Here is a 24,160-nt window from a genome sequence, read left to right as displayed (position 1 = left end):
ATCCGGTCCACACCCCTCTTTCCGGGGGTAGCCATGACGCGCAAAGCTGGTTAGGCTCACCTAAGTTGATGAACTCCTGCGCCCTGCAAACCGGACCCGGAGGGATGCGTGGGGAAGGCGGATCTCTCTGGACACGGCGTGCTCCGGCGAGCGGTCGGCGGCCAGCGTCGTGATGTCGCGCTCGGGGCGCTGCTCGGTGCCTGTCACCAGGGTGGCGAGGCGCTTGTGCCCGTCCTCATCGGTCTGGTCATCGAACGGGGCGTCGTCGAAGGCGACCCCACGGGCATGCTGCTCTGGCTGGGTGTACTCGGCGCCGTCTACGTCGGGCTGTCCTTCAGCTTCCGATACGGCGCCCGAGCCGGTGAGCGCGCGGCCGTGACCGCCGCGCACCTGCTCAGGACCGAGGTGGTCGGCCGGGTCCTCGCCCCCGAAGGCGGGGCCGATGACGGGCGGTTGCCCGGTGAGCTCGCGAACACCGCCACGGAGGACGCCAAGCGCGTCGGCGCCGTCACCATGGCCCTCATCGTCGGCATCGGGGCCCTCGTCGGCCTCGCGGTCGGCGCCGTGGCGCTGCTGCGGGTGTCCCTCGCTCTGGGGCTGCTCGTCCTGCTCGGTGCCCCGCTGCTGCTGTGGGCCGGGCACCTGCTGAGCAAACCCCTGGAGCGGCGCAGCGAGACCGAACAGGAACGCGCCGCTCGCGCCTCGGGCGTCGCGGCGGACCTTGTGAGCGGACTCCGTGTGCTCAAGGGCATCGGGGCCGAGTCGGCCGCCGTGGCCCGCTACCGGCGCATCAGCCGGGACTCCCTGTCCGCCACCCTGCGGGCGGCCCGCGCCGAAGCCTGGCAGCACGGGGTCGTCACCAGCCTCACCGGTGCCTTCATCGCCGTGGTGGCCCTCGTCGGCGGGCGGCTCGCCGTGCAGGGTGACATCGGTCCGGGCGAGCTCGTCTCATGCGTCGCACTCGCCCTGTATCTCATCGGTCCGCTCTCCGAGTTCCCCTGGGTCAACGCCGAACTGGCGCAGGGCCGTGCGTCGGCCACCCGCATCGCCGGGGTCCTGGCAGCGGACCACGCCGTACCCCCGGTGGTCCCGGGCCCCATGCAGGCCGCCGCCGTGCCGCACGCCGAGGGCCGACTGAGCCTGCGCCGCCTCGCGTACGGGCCGCTGCGATCCGTGGACGCCGACATCGCGCCCGGCGAGACCGTGGGCGTGGTGGTCACGGATCCCGCCGAGGCGACGGCACTGCTGCACTGCCTGGGCCGCAGAGCCGACCCGGACAGCGGCGCGGTCGAACTGGACGGGCGGGCACTGACCACCCTGGACCTCGCCGAGGTGCGCCGGGCGATCCTCGTCGCCGAGCACGATGCCGACCTGTTCGAGGGGACCCTGCTCGACAACGTCACCGCCGCGGCCCCCGACCCCCGTGCCGCGGACCGACGCGTCCGGCCGGACATCGCAGCCGCGCTGCTCGCATCCGCTGCGGACGAGGTCGTCCGCGCCCTCCCCGAAGGTGCCGACACCATGGTCAGCGCGCGGGGACGCTCCCTCTCCGGAGGACAGCGCCAAAGGGTCGCCCTGGCCCGGGCGTTGGTCGCCGATCCGCCCGTGCTCGTGCTCCACGAGCCCGCCACCGCCGTGGACGCCGTCACCGAAGTGCGGATCGCCGCGGGCATCAGGGACATCCGCAGGGGCCGGACCACCCTGCTCGTGACCAGCAGCCCCGCACTCCTCGCCGTGACCGACCGCGTCGTGCTCCTCCACGAGGGCAGCGTCCATGTCTCCGGTGAGCACGGGGCGTTGCTCCATGATCACACCGGCTACCGTACGGCGGTGCTCACATGACCGCACCTCCGGCCGGGCGCCGAGGCAACGCCGACCACCTGCTGCCCGTGGCGAGCCCCGCCCGGACCCGAGCAGTGGTGGCACGACTGCTCCGCCCGCAGCGTCGCTTAGTCCTCACCGCCGGCACCGTCATGGTCGCGGCCACTGCCGTCGGACTGCTCGTCCAACCGCTGCTCGGCAGGGTCGTCGACCTGGCCGTCGGCCACGGCTCCGCCCACACTGTCACCACGACCGCCGCACTGCTCGTCGCCGTCGCCGTGGTCCAGGGCGTCACCACCGGGCTGGGACTGTCCCTGGTCTCCCGGCTGGGTGAGACGACTCTGGCCCGGCTGCGTGAACAGTTCGTGGAAAAGGCGCTGGGGCTGCCGCTGGACCGGGTCGAGAAGGCCGGGGCAGGCGATCTGACCGCCCGCGTCACCGCCGATGTGTCCCTGATCGCCGAAGCCGTGCGCAACGCCCTGCCCGAGCTGGTCCGTTCACTCCTCGCCATCGTGCTGACCCTCGGGGCGCTGGCCCTGCTCGACTGGCGGTTCCTGCTCGCCGCCCTCATCGCCGTCCCCGTGCAGGCGCACACCGCACGCTGGTACGTGACGCGTGCCGTCCCGCTGTACGCCCAGCAGCGGGTGGCGGCCAGCGCCCAGCAGCAGCAACTGCTCGACACCGTCGGCGCGAGCCCGACCGTGCGCGCGTACCGGCTGGAGCGTGAGCACACCCGGCTCGTCGCCGAACGGTCCCGGTCCGTGCTGCGGTTGACGATGCGAGGCGTCCGGCTGGTGCTGGGCTTCTACAGCAGGCTGCACATCGCCGAGTACCTGGGACTGGCCGCCGTGCTGGTCACCGGCTACTGGCTGGTCAGCCAGGGCGCGGCCAGCATGGGCACGGCGACCGCCGCCGCCCTCTACTTCCACAGCCTCTTCACCCCGGTGAACTCGGCTCTCGTCCTGCTCGACGACGCCCAGTCGGCCACCGCGAGCCTCGCCCGTCTCGTCGGAGTCACCGACCACCCGCCACCGCGCATCTCGCCGTACACCGACCCGGCCGCAGGAACCGACGTCACCGTCCGCGGTCTCAGCCACGCCTACCGCCCGGGCCATCCGGTCCTCCATGACATCGAACTGACGATCAGTCGGGGCGAACGGGTCGCGCTCGTCGGTGCCAGCGGAGCGGGCAAGACCACCCTGGCCCGACTGGTCGCCGGGATCCAGCCACCCACGGCGGGAGCCGTCCTGGTGGGCGGGGTGCCCCCGACTGAGCTCGGCCCCGCGGCAGCGGGCCGCACCATCGCCCTGATCACCCAGGAGACCCATGTCTTCGCCGGGCCGCTCGCCGATGACCTGCGCCTCGCCAGGTCCGACGCCACCGAGGAGGAACTGCGCGCCGCGCTCGACCGGGTCGACGCGCTCGACTGGGCGGAAGCACTGCCCGACGGCCTCGCCACCGTGGTCGGCGACGCCGGACACCGGCTCAGCGGCGCTCAGACACAGGCACTCTCTCTTGCCCGGCTCATCCTCGCCGACCCGCCCCTGGTGATCCTCGACGAGGCCACGGCCGAGGCGGGCAGCGCCGGAGCACGCGCCCTGGAGAAGGCGGTCGCCCGCGCCGTGGACGGCCGCACCGCACTGATCGTCGCCCACCGCCTCAGCCAGGCCACGGCCGCCGACCGCATCGTCGTCATGGACCGCGGACGCATCGTCGAGACCGGCACCCACGACACACTCCGCGCCGCCCACGGTGCCTACGCGGCGCTCTGGAAGGCATGGTCGGACAGCCGCGAGCCCGACTCCTAGACCGCCACCCCCCGCACCACGCGCTCCACCGGAGCCCGACACGGAGGACCCGACACCCATGCCCCGTATCCGCAGCGCTCCACGGCTCGCCGCCGCGCTCACCTCCGCCCTGCTGCTGCTCACCGCCACCGCGTGCGGTGACGGCTCGGACCCCGGCACACCCAGTGCCAAATCCGGGGCGACTGCCTCCTCCGGAAAATCCGCGTTCCCGGTCACCCTCACGCACAAGTACGGCAGCACCACCATCACAGCCGAGCCCAAGCGGATCGTCACCGTGGGCCTCACCGACCAGGACGCGGTGCTCGCCCTGGGCAAGGTGCCGGTCGGCACCACCGAATGGCTCGGGGGATACGAGGGCGCCATCGGGCCCTGGGCACGGGACGAACTGTCCGGTGGCCGGACCCCGACGGTGCTCAAGGACACCGGCACGGGACCTCAGGTGGAGAAGATCGCCGCACTCAGGCCGGACCTGATCCTCGCCCTGTACGGCGGACTGACCAAGGAGCAGTACCGGTCGCTGTCCGCGTTCGCCCCCGTGGTCGCCCAGCCGAAGGAGTACAACGACTACGGGATTCCCTGGCAGGAACAGACGAAGACCATCGGACGCGCTCTCGGCAAGGAGGCGGAAGCCGTGAAGGCCGTTGAGTCCACCGAGGGCGAGATCGCCGCCGAGGCCCAGGAGCACCCCGAGTTCAAGGGTGCCTCCGCCGTGATGGCCACACCCTACGAGGGCATGTTCGTGTTCGGCAGCCAGGACCCGCGTTCACGCATCCTCACCGGTCTTGGACTCACCCTGCCCGGCGGCCTCGACAAGGCGATCGGCGACCAGTTCGGTGCGAACATCAGCAAGGAACGCACCGATCTGCTCGACCAGGACGCGATCGTGTGGATCGTCGGCGACCCGGCCAAGGACACGGCGAAGCTGCACGCTGATGCTTCGTACAAGAACCTGAAGGTGGTGCGGGAGGGCCGCGAGGTCTTCGTGGACGAGTCGAGCGACTACGGCCACGCCACGTCGTTCGTCTCGGTGCTCAGCCTGCCGTATGTGATCGAGCGGCTGTCACCGCAGCTCTCGGCGGCCGTCGACGGAAAGCCGGGCACGCAGGTCGGGCAGCCCGCGTCCTGACCGCGGACGCGAGACCGGGAACGGTGCCGGCCGGGGGGTTTGAGCGCCCGCGGCCGGCGCCGCTCCCTTCTGCGGGAGTTCGGCTGACCCGGAGGTCAGCCGTCCATCGCCTCAGCGAGGCTGCGGGGCCGCATATCGGTCCAGTGGGTGTCCACGTAGTCCAGGCACTCCTGCCGCGCGGCAGGGCCGTGGACGCTCCGCCAGCCGGCCGGTACGTCCACGAAATCGGGCCACAGGCTGTGCTGGTTCTCGTCGTTGACGAGTACCAGGTAGGTGCCTTCGGGATCTTCGAACGGGTTGCTCATGCGCTGCCCCTCCTCTGCGTGTCAGCCTTCGTATCCGACGTGTCCGTTGTCGCGTTCGCCCATTTGACCAGACCTCGCAGCGCCCGGAACCAGGTCCCGGCCAGTTCCTCGACCGTCTCGCGCGCCAGCAGTCCTTCCGCGTAGGTCCAGTGGGCTGCGAGCACCGGTCCCTCCGGCCGGTCCTCGGTGACCACGTTGATCTCCACCGCGTGGCTCTGGCGCATCGTGGGCCCGGGGCCGATGTCCGCGTCGTCCTCCTCGGGGGCGTACGACCAGTCCGTCTCCTCCGGGACCCCGAACCGGCCGAGGTAGTTGAACTCGATACGCGGCGCGGGGTGGTCTGCCAGGACCTCACGGGTCTTCGGGTTCAGATGCCGCAGCAGTCCGAAGCCCACCCCGCCCGAGGGCAGCGACGCCAGATGCTCGCGGACCCGGCGCACCGCCTCTTCGGCGGCCGGTCCGCCGGCCATCGCGTCGTCGGGATCGGCCGCCCCGATGTCGAGTCGCACCGGGAACACACTGGTGAACCAGCCCACGGTACGGGAGAGGTCGACGCCCTCCCCGGCCAGCTCCTCCTCCCGGCCGTGAGCTTCGAGGTCCACCAGCACGGAGGTGTCCGACCCCCCGGCGCGCCCCCGCCGGTCGGCGAACGCCAGGGCGAGCCCCGCCAGCAGGACGTCGTTGACGCCCGCCCTGAAGCGGGCGGGCACCGTCGACAGCAGCGGTCCCGTGTACTCGGCGGGAAGCCGCAGGGCGAACTCCCGCACGGTCGCGATGGTGTCGCGGTCCGGTTCCGCTTCGCGCAGCAGCGGGAACGGCTCCGCCGCTCCGCCGTCCAGCACCTCCGTCCAGAGGGCCAGTTCAGCCTCGCACCGCGGGTCCATGGCCCGGTCCGCCAGCAGTCGGGACCACCGTGCGAACGACGTCTCGACCGGGTCGAGCCGCACCGGCCGCCCCGCGGACACATCCCGCCACGCCGCCGCGAGGTCGGGCAGCAGCACCCGCCAGGACACCCCGTCCACCACCAGGTGGTGGGCCATCAGCAGCAGCCGTCCCGGCACACCCCCTCCGTCGAACCACACCGCCCTGACCATCACCCCCGCGTCCGGGTCCAGCAGCGAGCGCGCCGCCAGCGCGTGCTCACGGACGACCCGGCCCAGCGACCCGGCGTCGAGTCCGGACACATCCACCCGGACGATCCACGCCCCGGCGTCCACGGCACCGGGCGGTGGGACATGCATCGACCAGTCGCGGGTGCTCTCGTGCGTCGGCCGCCTCAGCGTGGCCCGCAGCATGTCGTGCCGGTCGGCGAGGGCTTGGAGCACCGCTGTCAGACCCGGCAGGTCGAGAGCGGCCGGAGTGCGTACGAGCGCGCCCTGGTGGTACGTCGCGATCGGACCGCCCAGTTCGCGCAGCCAGTGCATCACTGGCGTGAGTGACACGGTGCCCGTCCCGTCCTCCGCGGACCGGACGGCGGTGGCGTCGACCGTCTCGGCGACGGCGCTCAGGGCCGCCACGGTGCGGTGCCGGAAGACCAGCCGCGGACTGATCCGCACGCCCGCGGCGCGGGCCCGGCTGACGAGTTGCATCGCCACGATGCTGTCGCCGCCGAGCGCGAAGAAGTCGGCGTCCACGCTCACGTGTTCGAGACCCAGGAGGCCCGCGAACACCGCGCAGAGCGCCTTCTCGCGTGCGTCGCGTGGCGGGCGGCCCGAGGACAGCGCCGAGAAGTCGGGGGCCGGCAGGGCGCCCCGGTCCAGCTTGCCGTTCGCCAGCTCCGGGAACCGGTCGAGGGGCACGACGGCGGCCGGGACCATGTGTTCCGGGAGCAGCGCGGCGACACGGGCCCGCAGCTCCGAGCCGTCCACGGTCGCACCCGCCAGGGGCACCACGTAGGCCACAAGACGTCCTCGCCCGTTCTCCCGGTGGAGCGTCACCAGGGCCTGGCCGACCGCGGGATGCCTGCTCAGCGCCGACTCGATCTCGGCCGGTTCGACACGGAATCCGCGGATCTTGATCTGGTCGTCGGCGCGCCCGAGGAAGTCGACACGCCCCTCGGCGGTCCAGCGGGCCAGATCGCCGGTGCGGTACAACCGTGAGCCCGCAGCGCCGAACGGGTCGGCCACGAAGCGCTCGGCCGTCAGCCCGGGGCTGCCCAGATAGCCGCGGGCGAGGCCGCCGCCCGCCAGGTAGAGCTCGCCGGTCACACCGGGGGGCACCGGCCGCAGCAGGCCGTCGAGCACATAGGCCCGGGTGCCCGCCACCGGCCGCCCGACGAGCGGGCGTTCCCCGTCGCCCACCCGTGCCACCAGCGCGTCGACGGTCGACTCGGTCGGTCCGTACAGATTGAACACCTCGGTGCCACGCAGCGATGCGAGCCGCCGCCACAACGCACGCGGCACCGCTTCCCCGCCCACGCCGACGACCCCGAGCGGACAGACACCGCCGTCCTCCGTCAGCAGCCCGCTCTCCGCCATCTGCGCGAAGAACGACGGGGTCACCTCCAGGAAGTCGAAGCCGTGCCGGAGGACCGCGGCGGTGAGCAGTTCGGGATCCCGCCGCACCTCGTCGGACACGATGTGGACGCAGTGCCCGTCCAGAAGCCACAACTGCGGCTGCCAGGAGGCGTCGAAGAAGAACGACCAGGCGTGTCCCGCCCGCAGATGCCTCCGGCCGGTCGCCGCGACAGCCGGTGCGTACAGCGTCTCGCGATGGCTGTGGAAGAGATGGCCCAACGAGGCATGGGTGACCACCACGCCCTTGGGCCGGCCGGTGGAGCCGGATGTGTAGATCACATACGCAGGATGGTGCGGGCTCAGCGGACCGGTACGCTCCGCGTCGCCGACCCCCCCGCCGTCCAGCGAGGCGATCCGCTCGGCGGTGCCCGGGTCGTCCAGCACCAGCACCGCCGCCCCGGGGGGCAACGCACCGGCCAGTTCGCCGGTGGTGAGGCTGAGCAACGGCCCGGCGTCGCCCAGCACCTGTGCGGTGCGCTCCAGTGGTGCGTCGGGGTCGAGCGGCAGATACGCGGCACCGGCCTTGTGGACCGCGAGGACCGCCTCCATGAACAGCACGGTACGCGGCAGGGCCAGGGCCACGATCCGCTCGGGACCCGCGCCCAGCCCGACCAGCAGGCGGGCCAGGCGGTTGGCACGGGCGTCGAGCGCCGCGTAGCTGAGCTCCATCCCGTCGGAGGCCACGGCGGGTGCGTCCGGCCAGCTTCGTACGCAGGCGTCGAACAGGGCGGGCACGGTGGTGGGGGCGGCCGGGAGCGTACGGCTGTGCCAGCCGCCGTGCAGGGCTTGCCGTTCGGCGGTGCCCAGGATCTCGACCTGTCCGATGCGGGTACCCGGATCGGCGGCGACCGCCCGCAGGAAGCGCGGCAAGCGTTCTGCGAGGGAACGGGCCGTCGCGGGGTCGAACAGGTCGGTGCTGTACTCCAGTACGCCGTCCACCCCGGTGCCGTCGGCGCGTTCGACGAAGTCGAAGGAGAGGTCGAACTTGGCCGAGCCCTGTGCCACGTCCTCCCGCCGGACACGCAGCCCCGGCAGAGCCGGCACCCCCGTCTCGTCCCCACCCGCCGCGAGATACACCACCATCACCTGGAACAGCGGATGGCGGGCGAGTGACCGGGCCGGGTTGACCGCCTCCACCAGCCGCTCGAACGGCACGTCCTGGTGGTCGAAGGCCGCCAGGTCGGTTGTCCGCACCCGGGCCAGCAGTTCGCGGAAGGACGGGTCGCCCGAGGTGTCGGTGCGCAGCACCAGGGTGTTCAGGAAGAACCCGACCAGATCCTCCAGCGCGTCGTCCGTGCGGCCGGAGATGGGACTGCCGATGGGGATGTCGTGCCCCGCGCCCAGCCGGGTGAGCAGTGCCGCCACCGCGGCCTGGATCACCATGAACACGCTGACGCCGTTCTCACGGGCCAGCCGCCGCAGATCCGCGGCCAGCCCGGCGTCGAGCGAGAGGTCCGCGCTGCCGCCGCGATGGCTCGCTTCGGGGGGACGCGGCCGGTCGGTGGGCAGGGCCAGTTCCTCGGGCAGTCCGGCGAGGGCCGCTCGCCAGTAGCCGATCTGACCTGCCGCGAGACTCCGGGGATCCCGCTCGTCCCCCAGCACATCCCGTTGCCACAGCGTGTAGTCGGCGTACTGGACGGGCAGCGGCGCCCAGCCTGGGGCACGGCCCTCCTTCCGGGCGGCGTAGGCGAGCGCCAGGTCGCGGTGCAGCGGACGCTCCGACCACTCGTCGCCCGCGATGTGGTGCAACAGCAGGAGCAGCGTCCACTCACGCGCAGCCGTACGGAACAGATGGACCCGCAGGGGAGGTTCACGGTCCAGCTCGAATCCGTACGCCCCCGCCTCGGCGAGCCGACCGGCCAGCCGCTCCGGGGAGACGTCCTCGACCGCGAACGGGACGCGCAGCCCGTCCGCGTCCAGGACCCGCTGGTAGGCACGGCCGCCCTCGTCGGGGAACACCGTCCGCAGCGTCTCGTGCCGCTCCGCAAGGTCGTGCACGGCGGCCCGCAGGGCACCCGGATCCAGGTCGCCCGAAAGCCGCCACGCGGTGGGGATGTTGTACGTGGCGCTGGGTCCCTCCACGCGGTGGAGCACCCACAGCCGCTGCTGCGCGGAGGAGAGCGGCAGCCGCTCCGGGCGCGGCCGTACGGTCGGCGCCGGCCGGCCACCAAGACCGTGCGGGTCGCCCGATGCCGGATCGGCGAGCCGTGCGGCGAGACCCGCCACCGTCGGAACGTCGAACACGGTACGCAGGGACACCTCGGCACCGAGCACCGAACGGATCCGGGACACCAGCCGCATGGCGAGCAGGGAGTGCCCGCCCCGCGCGAAGAAGTCGTCGTCGATGCCCACCACCGGTACGTCGAGTACGGCGGCGAACGCCTCGCACAGCAGCTCTTCCCGTGGCGAACGGGGCCTGCGGGCGGCGCCCGCGGCGGCGAAGTCCGGTGCGGGGAGCGCCCTCTCGTCGAGCTTTCCGCTCACCGTGCGCGGCAGCAGCGGCACCGTGACGAACGCGGCGGGCACCATGTGCGGGGGCACGGCCGCCGCCACACGCTCGCGCATACCTGCCGGATCCGGCACACGGTCGCCGGCCGGCACGACATACGCCACCAGCCGCGGGACGCCCGGGTCGTCCTCACGCACGACCACCGCGGCCAGCGCCACCCCCGGGCACCCGCTGATGACCGCCTCGACCTCACCGGGCTCGATCCGGAAGCCGTGCAGTTTGACCTGCGCATCGGCGCGCCCCAGGAACTCCAGAGCACCGTCACGGCGGCGTCTGGCAAGGTCACCGGTGCGGTACATCCGGCTGCCCGGTGCACCGAAGGGGTCCGCCGTGAAGCGCTCGGCCGTCGGCCCCCGCCGGTTCAGATAGCCACGGGCCAGTCCATGCCCGGCCAGATACAGTTCGCCGACCACCCCGACGGGCGCCGGCCGCAGCCGGCTGTCCAGGACATGGGCGCGCACATTGCCGAGTGGGCCCGCCCACGGACCGCTGCCGTCCGGAGCCCGGCCGTGCCGCCCATAGGCGTCCACCGTGCACTCCGTCGGCCCGTACAGGTCGTGCGCCTGTACGTCGGGCAGCGCGCACAGCCGCTCCCACAGCCCGTCCGGGACGGCCTCACCGCCCACGACGACCACCCCGGGCACCTGCCCTGGGTCGGAGAGGAAGCCATGGTGGACCAGCTCACGGAGATAGGTCGGAGTGACGTCCAGAAAGTCGATCCGCTCGCGTCCCAGCAGGACCGGCAGCGCGGCCGGATCCGCTATCGCGGCCTCGTCGGCGATGTGCACTTCGTGACCGGCCAGCAGCCACAGCAACGGGTCCCAGGAGGCGTCGAAGCTGAACGACGCGGTATGGACGGCCCGCAGCCGATCACGGCCTGCCGACCGTACCGCGGACGCGATGAGACCGTCGCGGTGCGCCGCGAACAGGTTGCTGAGTCCGCGGTGGGTGCACACGACCCCCTTGGGGATGCCCGTTGAGCCCGAAGTGAAGATCACATAGGCCGCGTTGGACGGGGCGGGGGCGGTGAACGGGGCGTCGTCCGCCGGGTGACCGGGCTCGTCGAGCAGGACGCGTACACAACCGTCCGGGAGTTCCGGAGCCAGGGCCTCGGTGGTCAGCACGAACAGCGCGCCCGTGTCGCGCAGCATGAACTCCAGCCGCTCGGTGGGGTAGGCGGGATCGAGGGGAAGATACGCGGCTCCCGCCCGGAGCACCCCCAGGATCGCGGGCACCATCAGGTGCCTCGGCAGCGCGAGGCCCACCACCGCCTCGGGGACCGCGCCCCGGCGCCGCACCAGCCGTGCCACGGCGTCGACCCGTGCGGCCAGTGCACGGAAGGTGAGACGCTCGCCGCCCGCGTCCAGCGCCGGGGCGTCCGGCGTGGCACGAACCGTGTCGTCCAGGATCTCCGGTACGGAACGGGTCTCCACCGGCCGGTCCGTGGCGTTCCACGCCGTCGCTTGTGCCGACTCCTCTTCTTCGGTGAGCACCACCAGCCCGCTCACGGGCCGCGCGGGGTCGGCGGCGACCTGCTCCAGGAGGCCGACCAGTCGTACGAGCAGAGCCGCCGCTGTCTCCTCGTCGGTCAGCTCAGTGGCGTACTCCAGCAGCAGGGCCATGTCACGGCCAGGACCGTGGTCGACCACAGTGAAGTCCAGATCGAACTTGGCCATGCCCGTGTCCATGTCCGACCACTCGGTGGGCAGCCCGAACAGATCCGGATCCCCGTCCGGCCGGTGGTGGTAGCCGAGCATCACCTGGAACAGCGGATTGCGGTCGGCGGCCCTGACGGGATTCACCGTCTCCACGACCCGGTCGAACGGCACGTCCTGATGCTCGAACGCGGCGAGCGCCGCCTCCCTGACCCGGCCGAGCAGCTCCGCGAAGACCGGGTCACCGGAGACGTCAGTGCGCAGCACGAGCGTGTTGACGAAGAACCCGACGAGGTCGTCCACCGCGCTGTCGGTGCGTCCGGCGATCGGTGTGCCGAGCGGGATGTCGTCGCCCGCGCCGAGCCGGTGCAGCAGGGCCGCCGCGGCTGCCTGGAACAGCATGAACATGCTGATGTGATGGGTGGCCGCCAGCTCCCTCAGGGCGGCCGCCGAAGCGTCCGGCAACGTCGTACGCACCATGGCGCCCCGGCCCGTCACGCGAGCCGCACCCGGCCTGTCCAGCGGCAGGGGGATCTCTTCGGGCAGCCCGTCGAGCGTGCGTGCCCAGAAGGCCGACTGGTGCTCCCCGACCTGTGCGAGCAGTCGCTCCTGCCACAGTGTGTAGTCGGCGTACTGCACCGGCAGCGGCGTCCAGCCGGGTTCCCGCCCTGCGGCCCGGGCCCGGTACGCGTGGTCCAGATCGGTGAGGAACGGCCGGTCCGACCACTCATCGGTGGTGATGTGGTGCAGCACCAGCGCCACCACCCGGTCCTCCGGACCCAGCCGCAGCACCTCCACCCGCAGGGGCAGGTCCGCACCCAGGTCGAAGGGGCGGCGCTGCGCGTCCGCGATCCGCGCCGCCAGTTCGGCCTCCGGGCAGTCCACCACGCGGAACTCCGGCTCGGCCTCGCCGGCCGGGACGATCCACTGGTGCGGTTCGCCGTCCACAGCCACGAAACGCGTACGCAAGGACTCGTGACGGTTCATCACATCACGGGCGGCGGCCCGCAGAGCCTCCAGGTCCAACTCGCCCCTCAGCCTGAACACCAGTGGGAAGTTGTACGCGACCCCGTCTCCGGTGATCCGCTCCACCAGCCAGAGCCGTCGCTGGGCCGCCGACAGCGGAATCAGCTCGGGGCGCACCGCGGGCTCCAGGACGGGACGGGCGGGACGCGCCGCCGCACTGTGCTCCACCCGCAGTGCCAGCGCCTCGGGTGTGGGCGCCTCGAACAGGTCGCGGATCGCCAGCTCGGCACCCAGCTCCGTGCGGGCCCGGCTGATCAGCCGGGTCGCCAGCAGCGAATGGCCGCCCAGATCGAAGAAGTCGTCCTCAGCGCCGGTGCGGGGGAGACTCAGCACCTCCGCGAAAAGCCGGCACAGCACCTCTTCGACCGGAGTGCGCGGACCGCGTCCCTCCGACAGGGCCACTGCGGGTTCGGCGTCGGGCAGCGCCGGGACGTCCAGCTTGCCGTTGTCGTTCATCGGAAGCGCGGGCAGGACCACGAAGGCCGCCGGCACCATGTAGTTCGGGAGCCGCTGCCCCAGGTCCTCGCGCAGCCGGCGCGCGAGTGCGCCGTTGCCCCGGTTCGCGGCCGGGGAGTTGGCGTACGGCGCCGGACCGCGGTCCCCGTGCGGGCGGTAGAGCCCCGCCGTGCGCCCGTGGTCCGTACCCCGGACGAACACGGCGTCGTAGAAGCCGGGTTCATCCGCCCAGGTGGTCAGCGCACGGTAGCCGTACCGCTCGCCCAGGGCGCGCAGCTCGTCGGGCTCCACACCAGCCGCTTCGGCTCGGCCGGTCCGAGGCCCCAAATCCACGTCCCGCAGGATGGCGAGATCGGCCGCCGTCCGGGGGTCGGGCACCCGGTGCACCCGCAACCGGTCCGCTCGTTCCCGGGACCCGTCCAGACGGGCGGCGAGGCCGGCGAGGTCGCCGTGTCCGGTCCAGTCCAGCACCGGGGCGTCGTCGAGCCGCAGCGCATCCGCCGTGTCGTCGCACGGCTCGTACAGGACCACGTCGTAGCGGTACCGCGTCAGTTCGTTGTGGTGTCTGCCGTCCTTGGTCCGCACCTCCACACCGGCGCCCAGGGTGGTGAACCAGTCCGGATCGACGAGCAGCTCCTTCTCCAGGGCGATGCCCCGGTCGACGGCCCGCCGCAGCACTTCGGGTGCGGGATGATCGGCCGCCCGCGCGGCCTGGACACCGGCCTGGAACACCCGCGCCTGCCGCAGATCGCGGATGTCCCCCAGGAACAGGGTGCCGCCCGGCGCCAGCAGTCCCATCGCGCCGCGGATCACCCCGCGCAGGTACTCCAGGCTCGGGAAGTACTGCACCACTGAGTTGATCACGACCGTGTCGAAGAACCCCGTCGGCAGACCCGCCGTCTCATCGGCCGCCTGGCAGCGCAGTTCCACCTTCCGCGCCAGCCCCGGAGCCGACGTGAGGTCCTCACCCAGCTTGCGGATGACGGGCGCCGCGAAGTCCGTCGCCCAGTACGACTCCACGTCAGGGGCGAGCCGGGACAGCAGCAGACCTGAGCCGACCCCGATCTCCAGGACATGGCGCGGCCGTAGCTCGCGGATGCGCCGGACCGTCGTCTCCCGCCACTCGCGCATATGCTCCAGCGGGATCGGCGCGCCGTCGTACGAGCTGTCCCAGCCGGCGAAGTCCTCGGTGAACAGCGCCGTCCCGATCTCGGTGTACTCGGCCGCGTAGATCTCCCGCCACTCGCCGACCTGCTCACGCTCCGCCGCCGCGCGCTCCCGGGCGCCCGGTTCGGCCGGGACGACATAGCCCACCAGCCGCCGTGTGCCGGGCGCGGACTCGTCGTCCCGCGCGACCACGGCCGCCTGGGCCACCCCGGGGTGCCGCACCAGAGCGGTCTCGATCTCACCCAGCTCCACCCGGTGGCCGCGGATCTTGACCTGGTCGTCCGTGCGCCCGAGGAAGTCGATGTTGCCGTCCGCACGCCTGCGCACCAGGTCACCCGTCCGGTACAGGCGTTCCCCAGGCCTGCCGTGCGGGTCCGCCACGAACCGCTCGGCGGTCAGTCCGGGCCGTCCGAGATAGCCGCGGGCGAGCCCCGTGCCCGCGATGTACAGCTCACCGGCCACCCCGTCCGGCACCGGCCGCAGCCAGGTGTCGAGGATCCGGGCACGGGTGGCGCGGATCGGGCGGCCCACGGTCGGGCTCTCGCTGTCCCCGGTGCCGCCGCCCAGGGTGTTGATGGTGTACTCGGTGGGCCCGTAGAGGTTGTAGCCGTAGGTCCCCTCGGTGTCCCGCAGCGTGCTCCACACCGCTTCGGTGACCGCCTCCCCTCCGAGCAGCACCAGAGGTGGGCGGTGGCCGTCGAGCAGCCCCTCCTCGAACAGCAGATGGGCGTACGTCGGCGTCACGTTCACGACGTCGACGCGGTGCTCCTCGCAGTACGCCACGAGCGCGATGGCGTCACGGCGCAGCTCCTCGTCGCAGATGTGCACCTCGTGTCCTTCGACGAGCCACAGCAGCTCCTCCCAGGACATGTCGAAGGCGAACGACACGGTGTGCGCGATGCGCAGCCGCCGTCCACCGGCAGCGGCGACGGCCGGGGCGAAGATCTCCTTCTGGTGGTTGAGCTGCATGTTCGTCAGTCCCACATAGGGGGTGACCACACCCTTGGGGCGGCCCGTGGAGCCCGATGTGTAGATCACGTACGCCGGATGGTCCAGGCTGAACGACCTCCGCACGGCACCGTCCGGCAGCAGGGCCAGTTCGGCGGCCACCCCCGGATCGTCGAGCAGCACACGCGGGGTGCCGTCCGCCAGGGTCCGCGACACCGTCGCCGTCGACAGCAGGAGCAGCGGGCGGGCGTCGGCCAGCATCAGGGACAACCGCTCGGCGGGATGGTCGAGTTCGAGCGGCAGATACGCGGCACCGGTGCGCAGCACGGCGAACAGCGCCACGACCATGTCGGTCGAGCGCGGCAGGCCGAGCGCGACGACCTTCTCGGGACCGGCGCCGCGGGCGATGAGCAGCCGGGCCAACCGGTTGCAGCGCCCGTCCAGTTCGGCGTACGTCAGCGTCGTGGCGCCGAAGACCAGCGCCGTCGCGTCCGGTGTCCGCTCCGCCTGGTCGGCCAGCATGGCCGCGACGCTCCGCCGCGGCACCGGCTGCCGGTTCGACGCCTCCGCCCGTGCCAGCGCGGCGGCCTCGGACGCGAGCAGTGGATCAAGCGACCCGACCGGCGCCCCGGGTGCCGCGACCAGCCTGCCGGACAGCACCACGAACCGGTCGAGCAGATCTTGCGCGCGGTCCCGGTCCAGCAGATCGGGACGGTGGGCCAGGGTGACCCGGATCCGTTCACCGGGCGTGACGATCAGGTTGGCCGGGTAGTGGGTGGCGTCCACGTTGGCGACGGCGGTGGCGCCGTACCGCTCGCGCAGGGCGGCGAGCCGTTCCTCCGTGTCGGCGTTGCGCAGCACGAACAGTGTGTCGAACAGCCGGCGGTGACCCGTCTCGGCCTGGAGCACACCGAGCCCCAGGTACTCGTAGGGCATGACGTCCATCCGCTCGGCCTGCACACGGCGCAGCAGATCCAGGACCGGCTCGCGCGGATCGAGGGCCAGGCGTGTGGGCACGGTGTTGAGGAAGAGACCGATGACATGCTCCACATCCGGCACCTCGCTCGGCCGCCCGGCCACCGTGGTGCCGAAGACGACATCGCTGCGGCCGGTGGCACTGGCCAGGACCAGGCCCCAGACGGTGTTGAGCACGGTGTTGAGGGTCAGCCCGTGGCCGCGTGCCAGTGTGCGCAGCCGCGCGGCGGTGTCCGCGTCGAGTACGGCGTCCAGGAGCTCCGGGACCACCGGGTCGGGGCCGCGGTCGGACACCGCGGGCACCAGCAGCGTGGGTTCCTCGAGTCCGGCCAGCGCGGCGCGCCAGGCACTGGTCGCCCGTGCCTCGTCCTGGCCCTCCAGCCAGGTCAGGTAGTCCCGGTACGAGCCGGGGCGGTCAAGGCCCGCGGTGTCGCCACCGTTCTCGTAGAGCGCGAACAACTGGTCGAGGAACAGCCAGGCGGACCAGCCGTCCCAGAGGATCAGATGTCGCCCGATCACCAGCCGGTCGCTCAACCCGTCACCCCGCCGGATCAGCAGCATCCGCAGCAGCGGAGGACGTGACAGATCGAAGCGCCGGGACCGCTCCCGGTCCATCAACTCCCGCAGCTCCCGCTCTTGCCGGTCAAGCGGCACACCAGCCAGGTCCACCTCGGCAAGAGGGACCTCCACCTCGCGTACGAGGAACTGCACGGGTCTGCGCTGCCCCTCGCTCGTGAACCCGGCACGCAGACTCCGGTGGCGGGCGAGCAGGGTCCGGGCCGCGCTGCGCAGCCGCTCGGCGTCCACCTTTTCAGCGAAGTCGAAGGACTCATGGACCGTGTACACGTCCAGGACACCGTCGTCGTACGCCGAGTGGAAGAACAGGCCCTCTTGCAGCGGGGCGAGTGGCCACACGTCCTCGACACGCCCCGGGGCGAGCCGTTCGACCCGCTCCCGCTCCTCGTCCGTCAGACGGAACGCGGCGGCGGCCGGGACCTGGCGGTTCCCTTCCGCCAACGGCACGCTCGCGGCCGCCGCCGCGAGCGCCGCGGGCGTGCGGTGCTCGAACACCTCGCGTGGGCCGATCGCCAGACCCGCGCGACGGGCCCGGCTGCACACGGCGATGGAACTGATGCTGTCACCGCCGAGCAGGAAGAAGTCGTCGTCGGCACCGACCTCCGGTGCCCCCAGCACCCCGGCGAAGATCTCCGTCAGCGCCCGCTCCCGCTCGTCGCGTGGGGCACGTGCCGGCGCCCGCACGGCCTTCGGCGCGGGCAGCGCGCCCCGGGCCAGCTTGCCGCTGGGGGTGAGCGGCAGGGCATCGAGGACCACCCACGCGCCGGGCACCATGGCGGAGGGAAGAAGACCCGTCAGGGCATTTCGCAGCTCGGTCACGTAGGAACCGTCGTCGTCCTGCGGTGCGGCGGACGACGGGACCGCATAGGCGACGAGTACCCCGTCCCGCACGGTCACGGCGGCCTGGTCCACGCCGGGCAGGCGTACCAGTGCGGCCTCGATCTCGCCCGGCTCGACGCGGTTGCCGTGCAGCTTGACCTGCCGGTCGGTGCGGCCGAGGTACTCGACCACACCGTCCGGGCGCCGTCGCACCAGATCGCCGGTGCGGTACATCCGGCTGCCGGGCGGTCCGAAGGGGTCGGCCGTGAACCGCTCGGCGGTCAGCGCGGGCCGGGCGTGGTAGCCGCGGGCGAGCTGGACACCGGTCAGATACAGCTCTCCCGGCACCCCGTCGGGCACCGGCCGCAGGCACAGGTCGAGCACCCGGAGACCGGTGTTCCACACCGGCCGCCCGATGGGCACGCTGGGGCCGCTCGCACCTTCCTCCGCTGGATCGAAAGGCTGGTACGTCACATCGACCGCTGCCTCGGTGGGACCGTAGAGGTTGTGCAGCGGCACCCCGGTCCGTGCGTGCCAGCGGTGCGCGGCGGCGCGCGGAAGTACCTCACCGCTGCTGAACACCCGACGCAGCGAAAGGGACCAGGAAGGGGCGGCGGCGACCTCGTCCGACCGCAGGAACGCCTCGAGCATCGACGGCACGAAATGCATGGTGGTGATGTGCTGCCGCTGGACGAGCCCGGCGAGGTACGCGGGGTCGCGATGGCCGTCGGGCCGGGCGAGCACGACAGCGGCACCCTCCATGACGGGCCAGAAGAACTCCCACACCGACACGTCGAAGCTGGAGGGCGTCTTCTGGAGCACCCGGTCGTCGGCGCGCAGCCCGTAGGCGCCCTGCATCCAGGCGAGCCGGTTGAGTACGGCCCGGTGCGTGACGACCACACCCTTGGGGCGGCCCGTCGACCCGGACGTGTAGATCAGATAGGCAGGGTCGTCGGGTCCAGCCGCAACTCTCCCGTGTGCGGTCCCGGCGACCGGTTCCGGCCCGGCATCCGCGGCGTCGAGCAGCAGTACCGTCGTGCCCGTGCGCTCCGGCAGCAGATGCGCCGACGCGGACAGGGCCAGTACGGTCGTGGCGCCGGAATCGTCGAGCATGTGCGACACACGGTCGGACGGGTAGTCCGGATCGAGCGGGAGGTACGCGGCCCCCGACTTCAGCACGCCGACAAGGGCCACCATCAGCTCCGGTGACCGGGGTACCGCGACCGCGACGAAAGCACCCGGGCCGGCGCCGAGCCCCCTCAGCCGGACGGCCAACGCCTCCGCCCGGACGTCCAGTTCGGCGTAGGTCAGGCGCTGCTCCTCGTAGACCACGGCCAGGGCTTCGGGGCTGCGGCCAGCCTGCGCCGCGAACGCGGCTGCCAGCGTGGTGGACGGTACGGAACGCTCCTCGCCGTCCTGGTGCGCACGCAACGTCTCGTCCGGCGAGAGGAGTTCGACGGTGCCGGCGGGCCGTGCCGGATCGCCGGCGAACGCTTCCAGGACACGGACCAGCCGGTCGCCGATGGCACGTGCGGAATCGGAACCGATCCTGCTTCCGTGGTACTTGAGCCGCAGATCCAGACGCTTCCCCGGCCTTGCCACCAGGGCGAGCGGGTAGTGGACGGTGTCGTGGAACTCGTCGCCGGTGATGCGTACGCTGCCCGACGGGTCCCTCAGATCCGCCGCCGCGGGGTAGTTCTCCACCACCAGCAGGGTGTCGAAGAGTTCACCCGTGCCCGCGTGCCCGGCGAGCCGCTGGAGCTCCGCCAGCCCCAGGTGCTGGTGGTCGAGAAGCCGTGCCTGCTCGTCCTGGAGGCGGGCCAGGATGCCTTCCAGAGACTCTCCCGGCGCCCAGCGCAGTCGTGTCGGCAGGGTGTTGATGAACAGGCCGACCATCCTGTCGATACCGGCGACCTCGCCGTCACGGCCCGAGACGGTGGTGCCGAACACCACGTCGTCGCGCCCGGTGAGCCGCCCGAGCAGCAGCCCCCATGCGGCCTGCAGGACCGTCCCGAGGGTCACCCCGCAGGCTCGTGCCCGCTCACCGAGACGCGCGGTGGTCCGTTCGGGCAGCTCGATCCGGACGTGCGCCGGGCGCACCGGGCCGCCCGTGAAAGGGCCGTCCACCAGACGGGTCGGCTCCTCGAGCCCGGCGAGCGCGGCACGCCAGGCCCCGCGCGCGGCGTTCCCGTCCCGCTCACGGAGACTCCGCAGGAAGTCCCGGTACGGAGTGACCGGTTCGAGCGAAGGGGCCGATACGCCGTAAGCCGCCATCAGTTCACGATGCAGTACCCGCAACGACCATCCATCGGCCACGATGTGATGGAAGGTCAGAAGCAGTCGCATGCGGCTCTCACCGAGACGGATCAGTGCGCAGCGCACCAGAGGAGGTGCGGCCAGGTCGAATCCGCCGTCCCGCTCCTGGGCGGCCACCGCCCGGCCCCGGGACTCTCTGGCCTCCTCGTCATCGGCGGAGAGGTCGACCTCTCGCCACGGCAACTCCACATCCTGGGCGATGAGTTGCACGGGTGAGCCGTCCGACCGCTGCCGGAATGCCGCCCGCAGCGGTGCATGGCGGTCCAGCAGCAGCTGCGCCGACCTCCGCAGCTCCGCACTGCGGACCGGGCCCTCCAGCTCGAGGACCTGTTGGACCACGTACAGGTCGCCATCCGGTCCACTGGTCAGCGCGTGGAAGTAGAACCCCTGCTGGAGTGGGGTGAGAGGGAGCAACTCCTCGACGGGGAGCGGGTGCGCGCCCTGGACGGCGGCGAGCTCGGCCGCGTCCGGCTCCATGAGTGACGCTGCCTCGGAGGCCGTCGGCGCTGCGGCACGGACCGCGGCCGCCGTCGCGAGTGCCTCGACCGTCCGGTGCCGGAACACATCCCGCGGGGTGAGCCGTACACCGGCTTCTCTGGCCCTGATCAGCAGCTGGATCGCGGTGATGCTGTCGCCGCCGAGAGCGAGGAAGTCGTCCTCCGCGGTGACGGACCCCAGCCCGAGCACCTCCGCGTACAGCCGGGCCAGCAGCCGCTCCCGAGCCGTGCGTGGCGGGCGGCCGGAACTCATGGCCGCGTAGTCCGGCACCGGCAGCGCCCTGGCGTCGATCTTGCCACTGGGGGTCACCGGGAGGACGTGCACGGGGACGAACGCGGACGGCACCATGAAGTCCGGTAGCCGCTCGGCGACATGCACGCGGAGCGTCCGCATCAGGGCGCCCGTGTCACGGAACGGCGCCGGACGGTTGGCGCGCGGGTACGCGGCCGCGGTGCGGTAGAGCCCGTCGATCGCACCGTCCGGCGCGCCTCCCGGTACGAAGACCGCGTCGAACGCCCCGTCGTCGGCGTTCCCGTTCCACGTCAGGGCGGTGCGGCAGCCGTGGTGCGCGGCCAGGACGCGGAAGTCCTCCGGATCCGCGCCGGGGGCGGCCGCGCCTCCGCTGCCCTCCAGCCCCCGCAGATCAGCGAGGTCGTCGGCGAGACGTGCGTTGGGCACACCGGTGACACGCAGACGCGGTGGGCGCTCACCGAGGAGCCTGCCCAGCCCCGTGAGATCCCCCGCCTCCGCCCAGCTGACTTCCCGCTCCGGGTGCGTGTTCCGGGTCAGCCGCCCGGGGCGCAGGACGACGTCGTACCGGTAGCGGCTGAGCTCGTTGTGGTGCGTGGCGCGCTTCAGCCGGATCTCGGTGCTGAACCCGTCGAGAGTGGCGAAGAAGTCGGGATCGAGGAGGAGTTCGCCCTCCCAGCGCACCGACCGCTCGACCGCGGTGCGCAGCGCGCTCTTGTCGCCGTCGCCGTCCCCGGCCCCGTGCAGCCCGGCTCGCCGGGTCTCCACGGCCGCGCGCAGTGTGCGCAGCAGCCGCAGATTGCGTACGTCCCCGAGGAAGATCCGGCCGTCCGGAGCCAGCAGCGGAGCCAGCTCGCGCAGGACCTCGACGAGATAGTCGGCACTCGGGAAGTACTGCGCCACCGAGTTGAGGACGACCGTGTCGAAGTGCCCGGAGGGCAGTCCTTCCGCGTCATGCGCGGGCCGGGTGAGCAACTCGACCCTTCCGGCGAGCGCGGGGTCGGCGTCCACGCGCGCGCGCAGGGCCGCGACCGCCTCCTGCGAGAGGTCGGTCGCCCAGTAGCTCTCGCAGCCGGGAGCCAGCCGGGACAGGATCAGCCCGCTGCCCGCACCGATCTCCAGCACACGCCGGACCGGTCCCAGCTCGTGGATGCTCCGGACGGTCTCGGCGCGCCACTCGCGCATCTCGTCGACGGGGATCGGCCGGCCGTCGTACATGCTGTTCCAGCCCGCGAAATCGTCCCGCGTTCCGTCGGGAGCGGCTGCCCGGTAGAAGAGTTCGTGCAGCTCCTTCCACCCCTCGACCAGGGCGTCCTGGTCCTCGTCGCGGGCCCCGTCGAGCGCCGGCACGACATAGGCGGCGAGACGCCGGTCACCGGGGGTGTCCTCACGGGCCACCACCGTGACCTGGTAGACGGCGGGATGACGGCGCAGCACGGACTCGATCTCGCCAGGCTCGATGCGGAAGCCGCGGATCTTGACCTGGGTGTCGGTACGCCCGAGGAACTCCAGCCTTCCGTCGGACCTCCAGCGCACCAGATCGCCCGTGCGATAGAGCCGTTCGCCCGGTTCGCCGAAGGGATCGGCGACAAACCGCTCAGCGGTCAGCCCGGACCGGCCGAGGTACCCGCGGGCGAGACCCGCGCCTCCGAGGTACAGCTCACCCGTGACACCGGAGGGCACCGGCCGGAGGAAGGCGTCCAGCACATACGCCCGGGTACCGGGGTCGGGGACCCCGATCGGCACGAGGGAACCGGTCGCGATGTCCGGATCGCACAGCCCGAGCGTGGAGTTGGTGGTGGCCTCGGTCGGACCGTAGGCGTTGAACATCATCCGGCCCCGGGCATAGCGGGCCACCAGCTCGGGGGACACCCGCTCCGTACCCGCCAGCAGCGTCGCGGTCGCGGGCAGACGCACATCGTCGGGCATCGCGGCGAGCAGGGCGGGCGGCAGGATCATGAAGGTGATGCCGTGCGCATGGGCGAATTCCGCCAACGGAGCTCCGGGGAACCGCCGTTCCGCCGGGACCACGACAAGGCGGCCACCGGAGAGCAGTCCGAGGCACAGGTCCCAGAAGGCGACGTCGAAACTCGGCGAGGCGAACTGCAGCACCCGGCTGTGCGGACCGATGCCGAACCGCTCGGTCTGGGTCGCGACGAGCTTCGCCACACCGCTGTGGGAGAGGACGACCCCCTTGGGGCGGCCGGTGGACCCCGAGGTGTAGATGACACACGCGGCGTTCAGCACGGACGACGGAGCGCCATCGCCCTCTTCCGTGGGGCCGTGTGCGGGGTGCCCCGCCAGCTCCTCCGCGGTTCCCGGCGCGTCCAGCACCAGCAGCGCCATCCCGTCCCGCCCGGGCAGCTCTCGGGCGGCCTCCCCGGTGGTCACCATGCAGACAGGCGCGGCATCGCCGAGCATGTACGCGATGCGGTCGGCCGGATAGTCGTGGTCGATGGGGAGGTAGGCGGCACCGGACTTCAGCACGGCGATCTCGGCGACGAACAGGTCCACGGAACGCGGCAGGGCGAGGGCGACGATCCTCTCGGGTCCCGCGCCACGCGCCACCAGGGCGTGCGCGAGCCGGGAGGCCCGCTCGTCCAGTTCCGCATAGGTCAGCTGCTCGTGCTCCAGCACCAGGGCGACGTCGCCGGGGCGGCGGCGCACCTGCTCGGCGAACATCACGGGCCAGGTGGCCGAAGGGACCGAGTGTCCGGTCGTGTTCCGGTCGACCACGACCTGCCGGTACTCGTCCGCGTCCATCAGATCCAGCGCACCGACGGGCACCCCGGGCCGGACCAGCGCATCGCCCAGCAAGGTCCGGTAGTGACGCAGCACGCGCTGCACGGCGGCGACGTCGAGCAGGTCGGTGGTGCACGTCGCCCGTAACGTACCCTTCCGTGCCTCGAGCAGCAGGTCCAGAGGCTCCGGGGGCTCACCGGCCGGGCGCTCTGCGGTCCCGAACGCGGTGCGGACGACCAGTCGGCCTTCCCCGACCGCCCATGCGTGCGACTCCTCGACGAGGACGCCCAGCGGCACCCGGTGTGCCTCCGCGTCCTGCCGCGCCAGCTCGACCTGGCGCTCGAACTCCGCGAAAGTGGGCGCGTGTTCGAGAGACACACGCAGGGGTAGCCCGTCGTACAGCACGGTCAGATCTGTCCCGCCGCCGTAGCGGTGCAGAAGCGTCAGGAACACCGCGAGCAGCACGGAGTCGGGAGCATCGGGCAGCCCGTCCAGCATGCTGGTCCGCTGTTCCCGCGTGTCGTCCGTGGCCGGTGGCCGGTCCGTGGGGAGTGCGACCGCCTGCGGAAGTGGTGTCAGAATCCGTCGCCAGTAGGCCAGTGCTTCCTCGGAACCGCACACGTAGCCGTCCCTCCCCGAGCAGGTCGA

General features: G+C 72.2%; 5 protein-coding genes. 3 read left to right on the top strand and 2 right to left on the bottom strand.

All coding sequences use genetic code 11. The annotated features are described in order from the left end of the window. The first annotated feature begins 108 nt into the window (after window positions 1–108). The 3 genes from ACFV6V_RS00150 to ACFV6V_RS00140 are packed head-to-tail and all read left to right on the top strand — an operon-like array spanning window position 109 to window position 4,755. Window positions 109–1,842 carry an ABC transporter ATP-binding protein gene (locus tag ACFV6V_RS00150; RefSeq protein WP_385556689.1) on the top strand — a complete coding sequence of 578 codons (1,734 nt, stop codon included), beginning with the start codon at window positions 109–111 and terminating at the stop codon, window positions 1,840–1,842. Then, window positions 1,839–3,629, top strand: coding sequence for an ABC transporter ATP-binding protein (locus ACFV6V_RS00145; RefSeq protein ID WP_385556686.1), 1,791 nt, complete (start codon window positions 1,839–1,841; stop codon window positions 3,627–3,629). The genes ACFV6V_RS00150 and ACFV6V_RS00145 overlap by 4 nt, the downstream gene beginning before the upstream one ends. A gap of 58 nt (window positions 3,630–3,687) precedes the next feature. Then, entirely contained in the window at window positions 3,688–4,755 is a 1,068-nt protein-coding gene (locus ACFV6V_RS00140) for an iron-siderophore ABC transporter substrate-binding protein (RefSeq protein ID WP_385556683.1), read from the top strand. A 95-nt stretch (window positions 4,756–4,850) separates the two neighbouring features. Here ACFV6V_RS00140 and ACFV6V_RS00135 read toward each other — a convergent pair whose 3' ends face one another. Then, a complete protein-coding gene (locus ACFV6V_RS00135) occupies window positions 4,851–5,060 on the bottom strand; it encodes an MbtH family protein (protein ID WP_385556681.1) in 210 nt (69 codons plus the stop codon). Beyond that, complete coding sequence (locus ACFV6V_RS00130) at window positions 5,057–24,133, bottom strand: amino acid adenylation domain-containing protein (protein ID WP_385556678.1); 19,077 nt, start codon at window positions 24,131–24,133, stop codon at window positions 5,057–5,059. Before ACFV6V_RS00130 ends, ACFV6V_RS00135 begins: the two co-directional genes overlap by 4 nt. Between the last annotated feature and the right edge of the window lie 27 nt (window positions 24,134–24,160).

The sequence above is a fragment of the Streptomyces sp. NPDC059828 genome (assembly GCF_042731955.1).
Taxonomy (GTDB): domain Bacteria; phylum Actinomycetota; class Actinomycetes; order Streptomycetales; family Streptomycetaceae; genus Streptomyces.
This window is presented reverse-complemented; position numbering and strand designations above follow the sequence as displayed.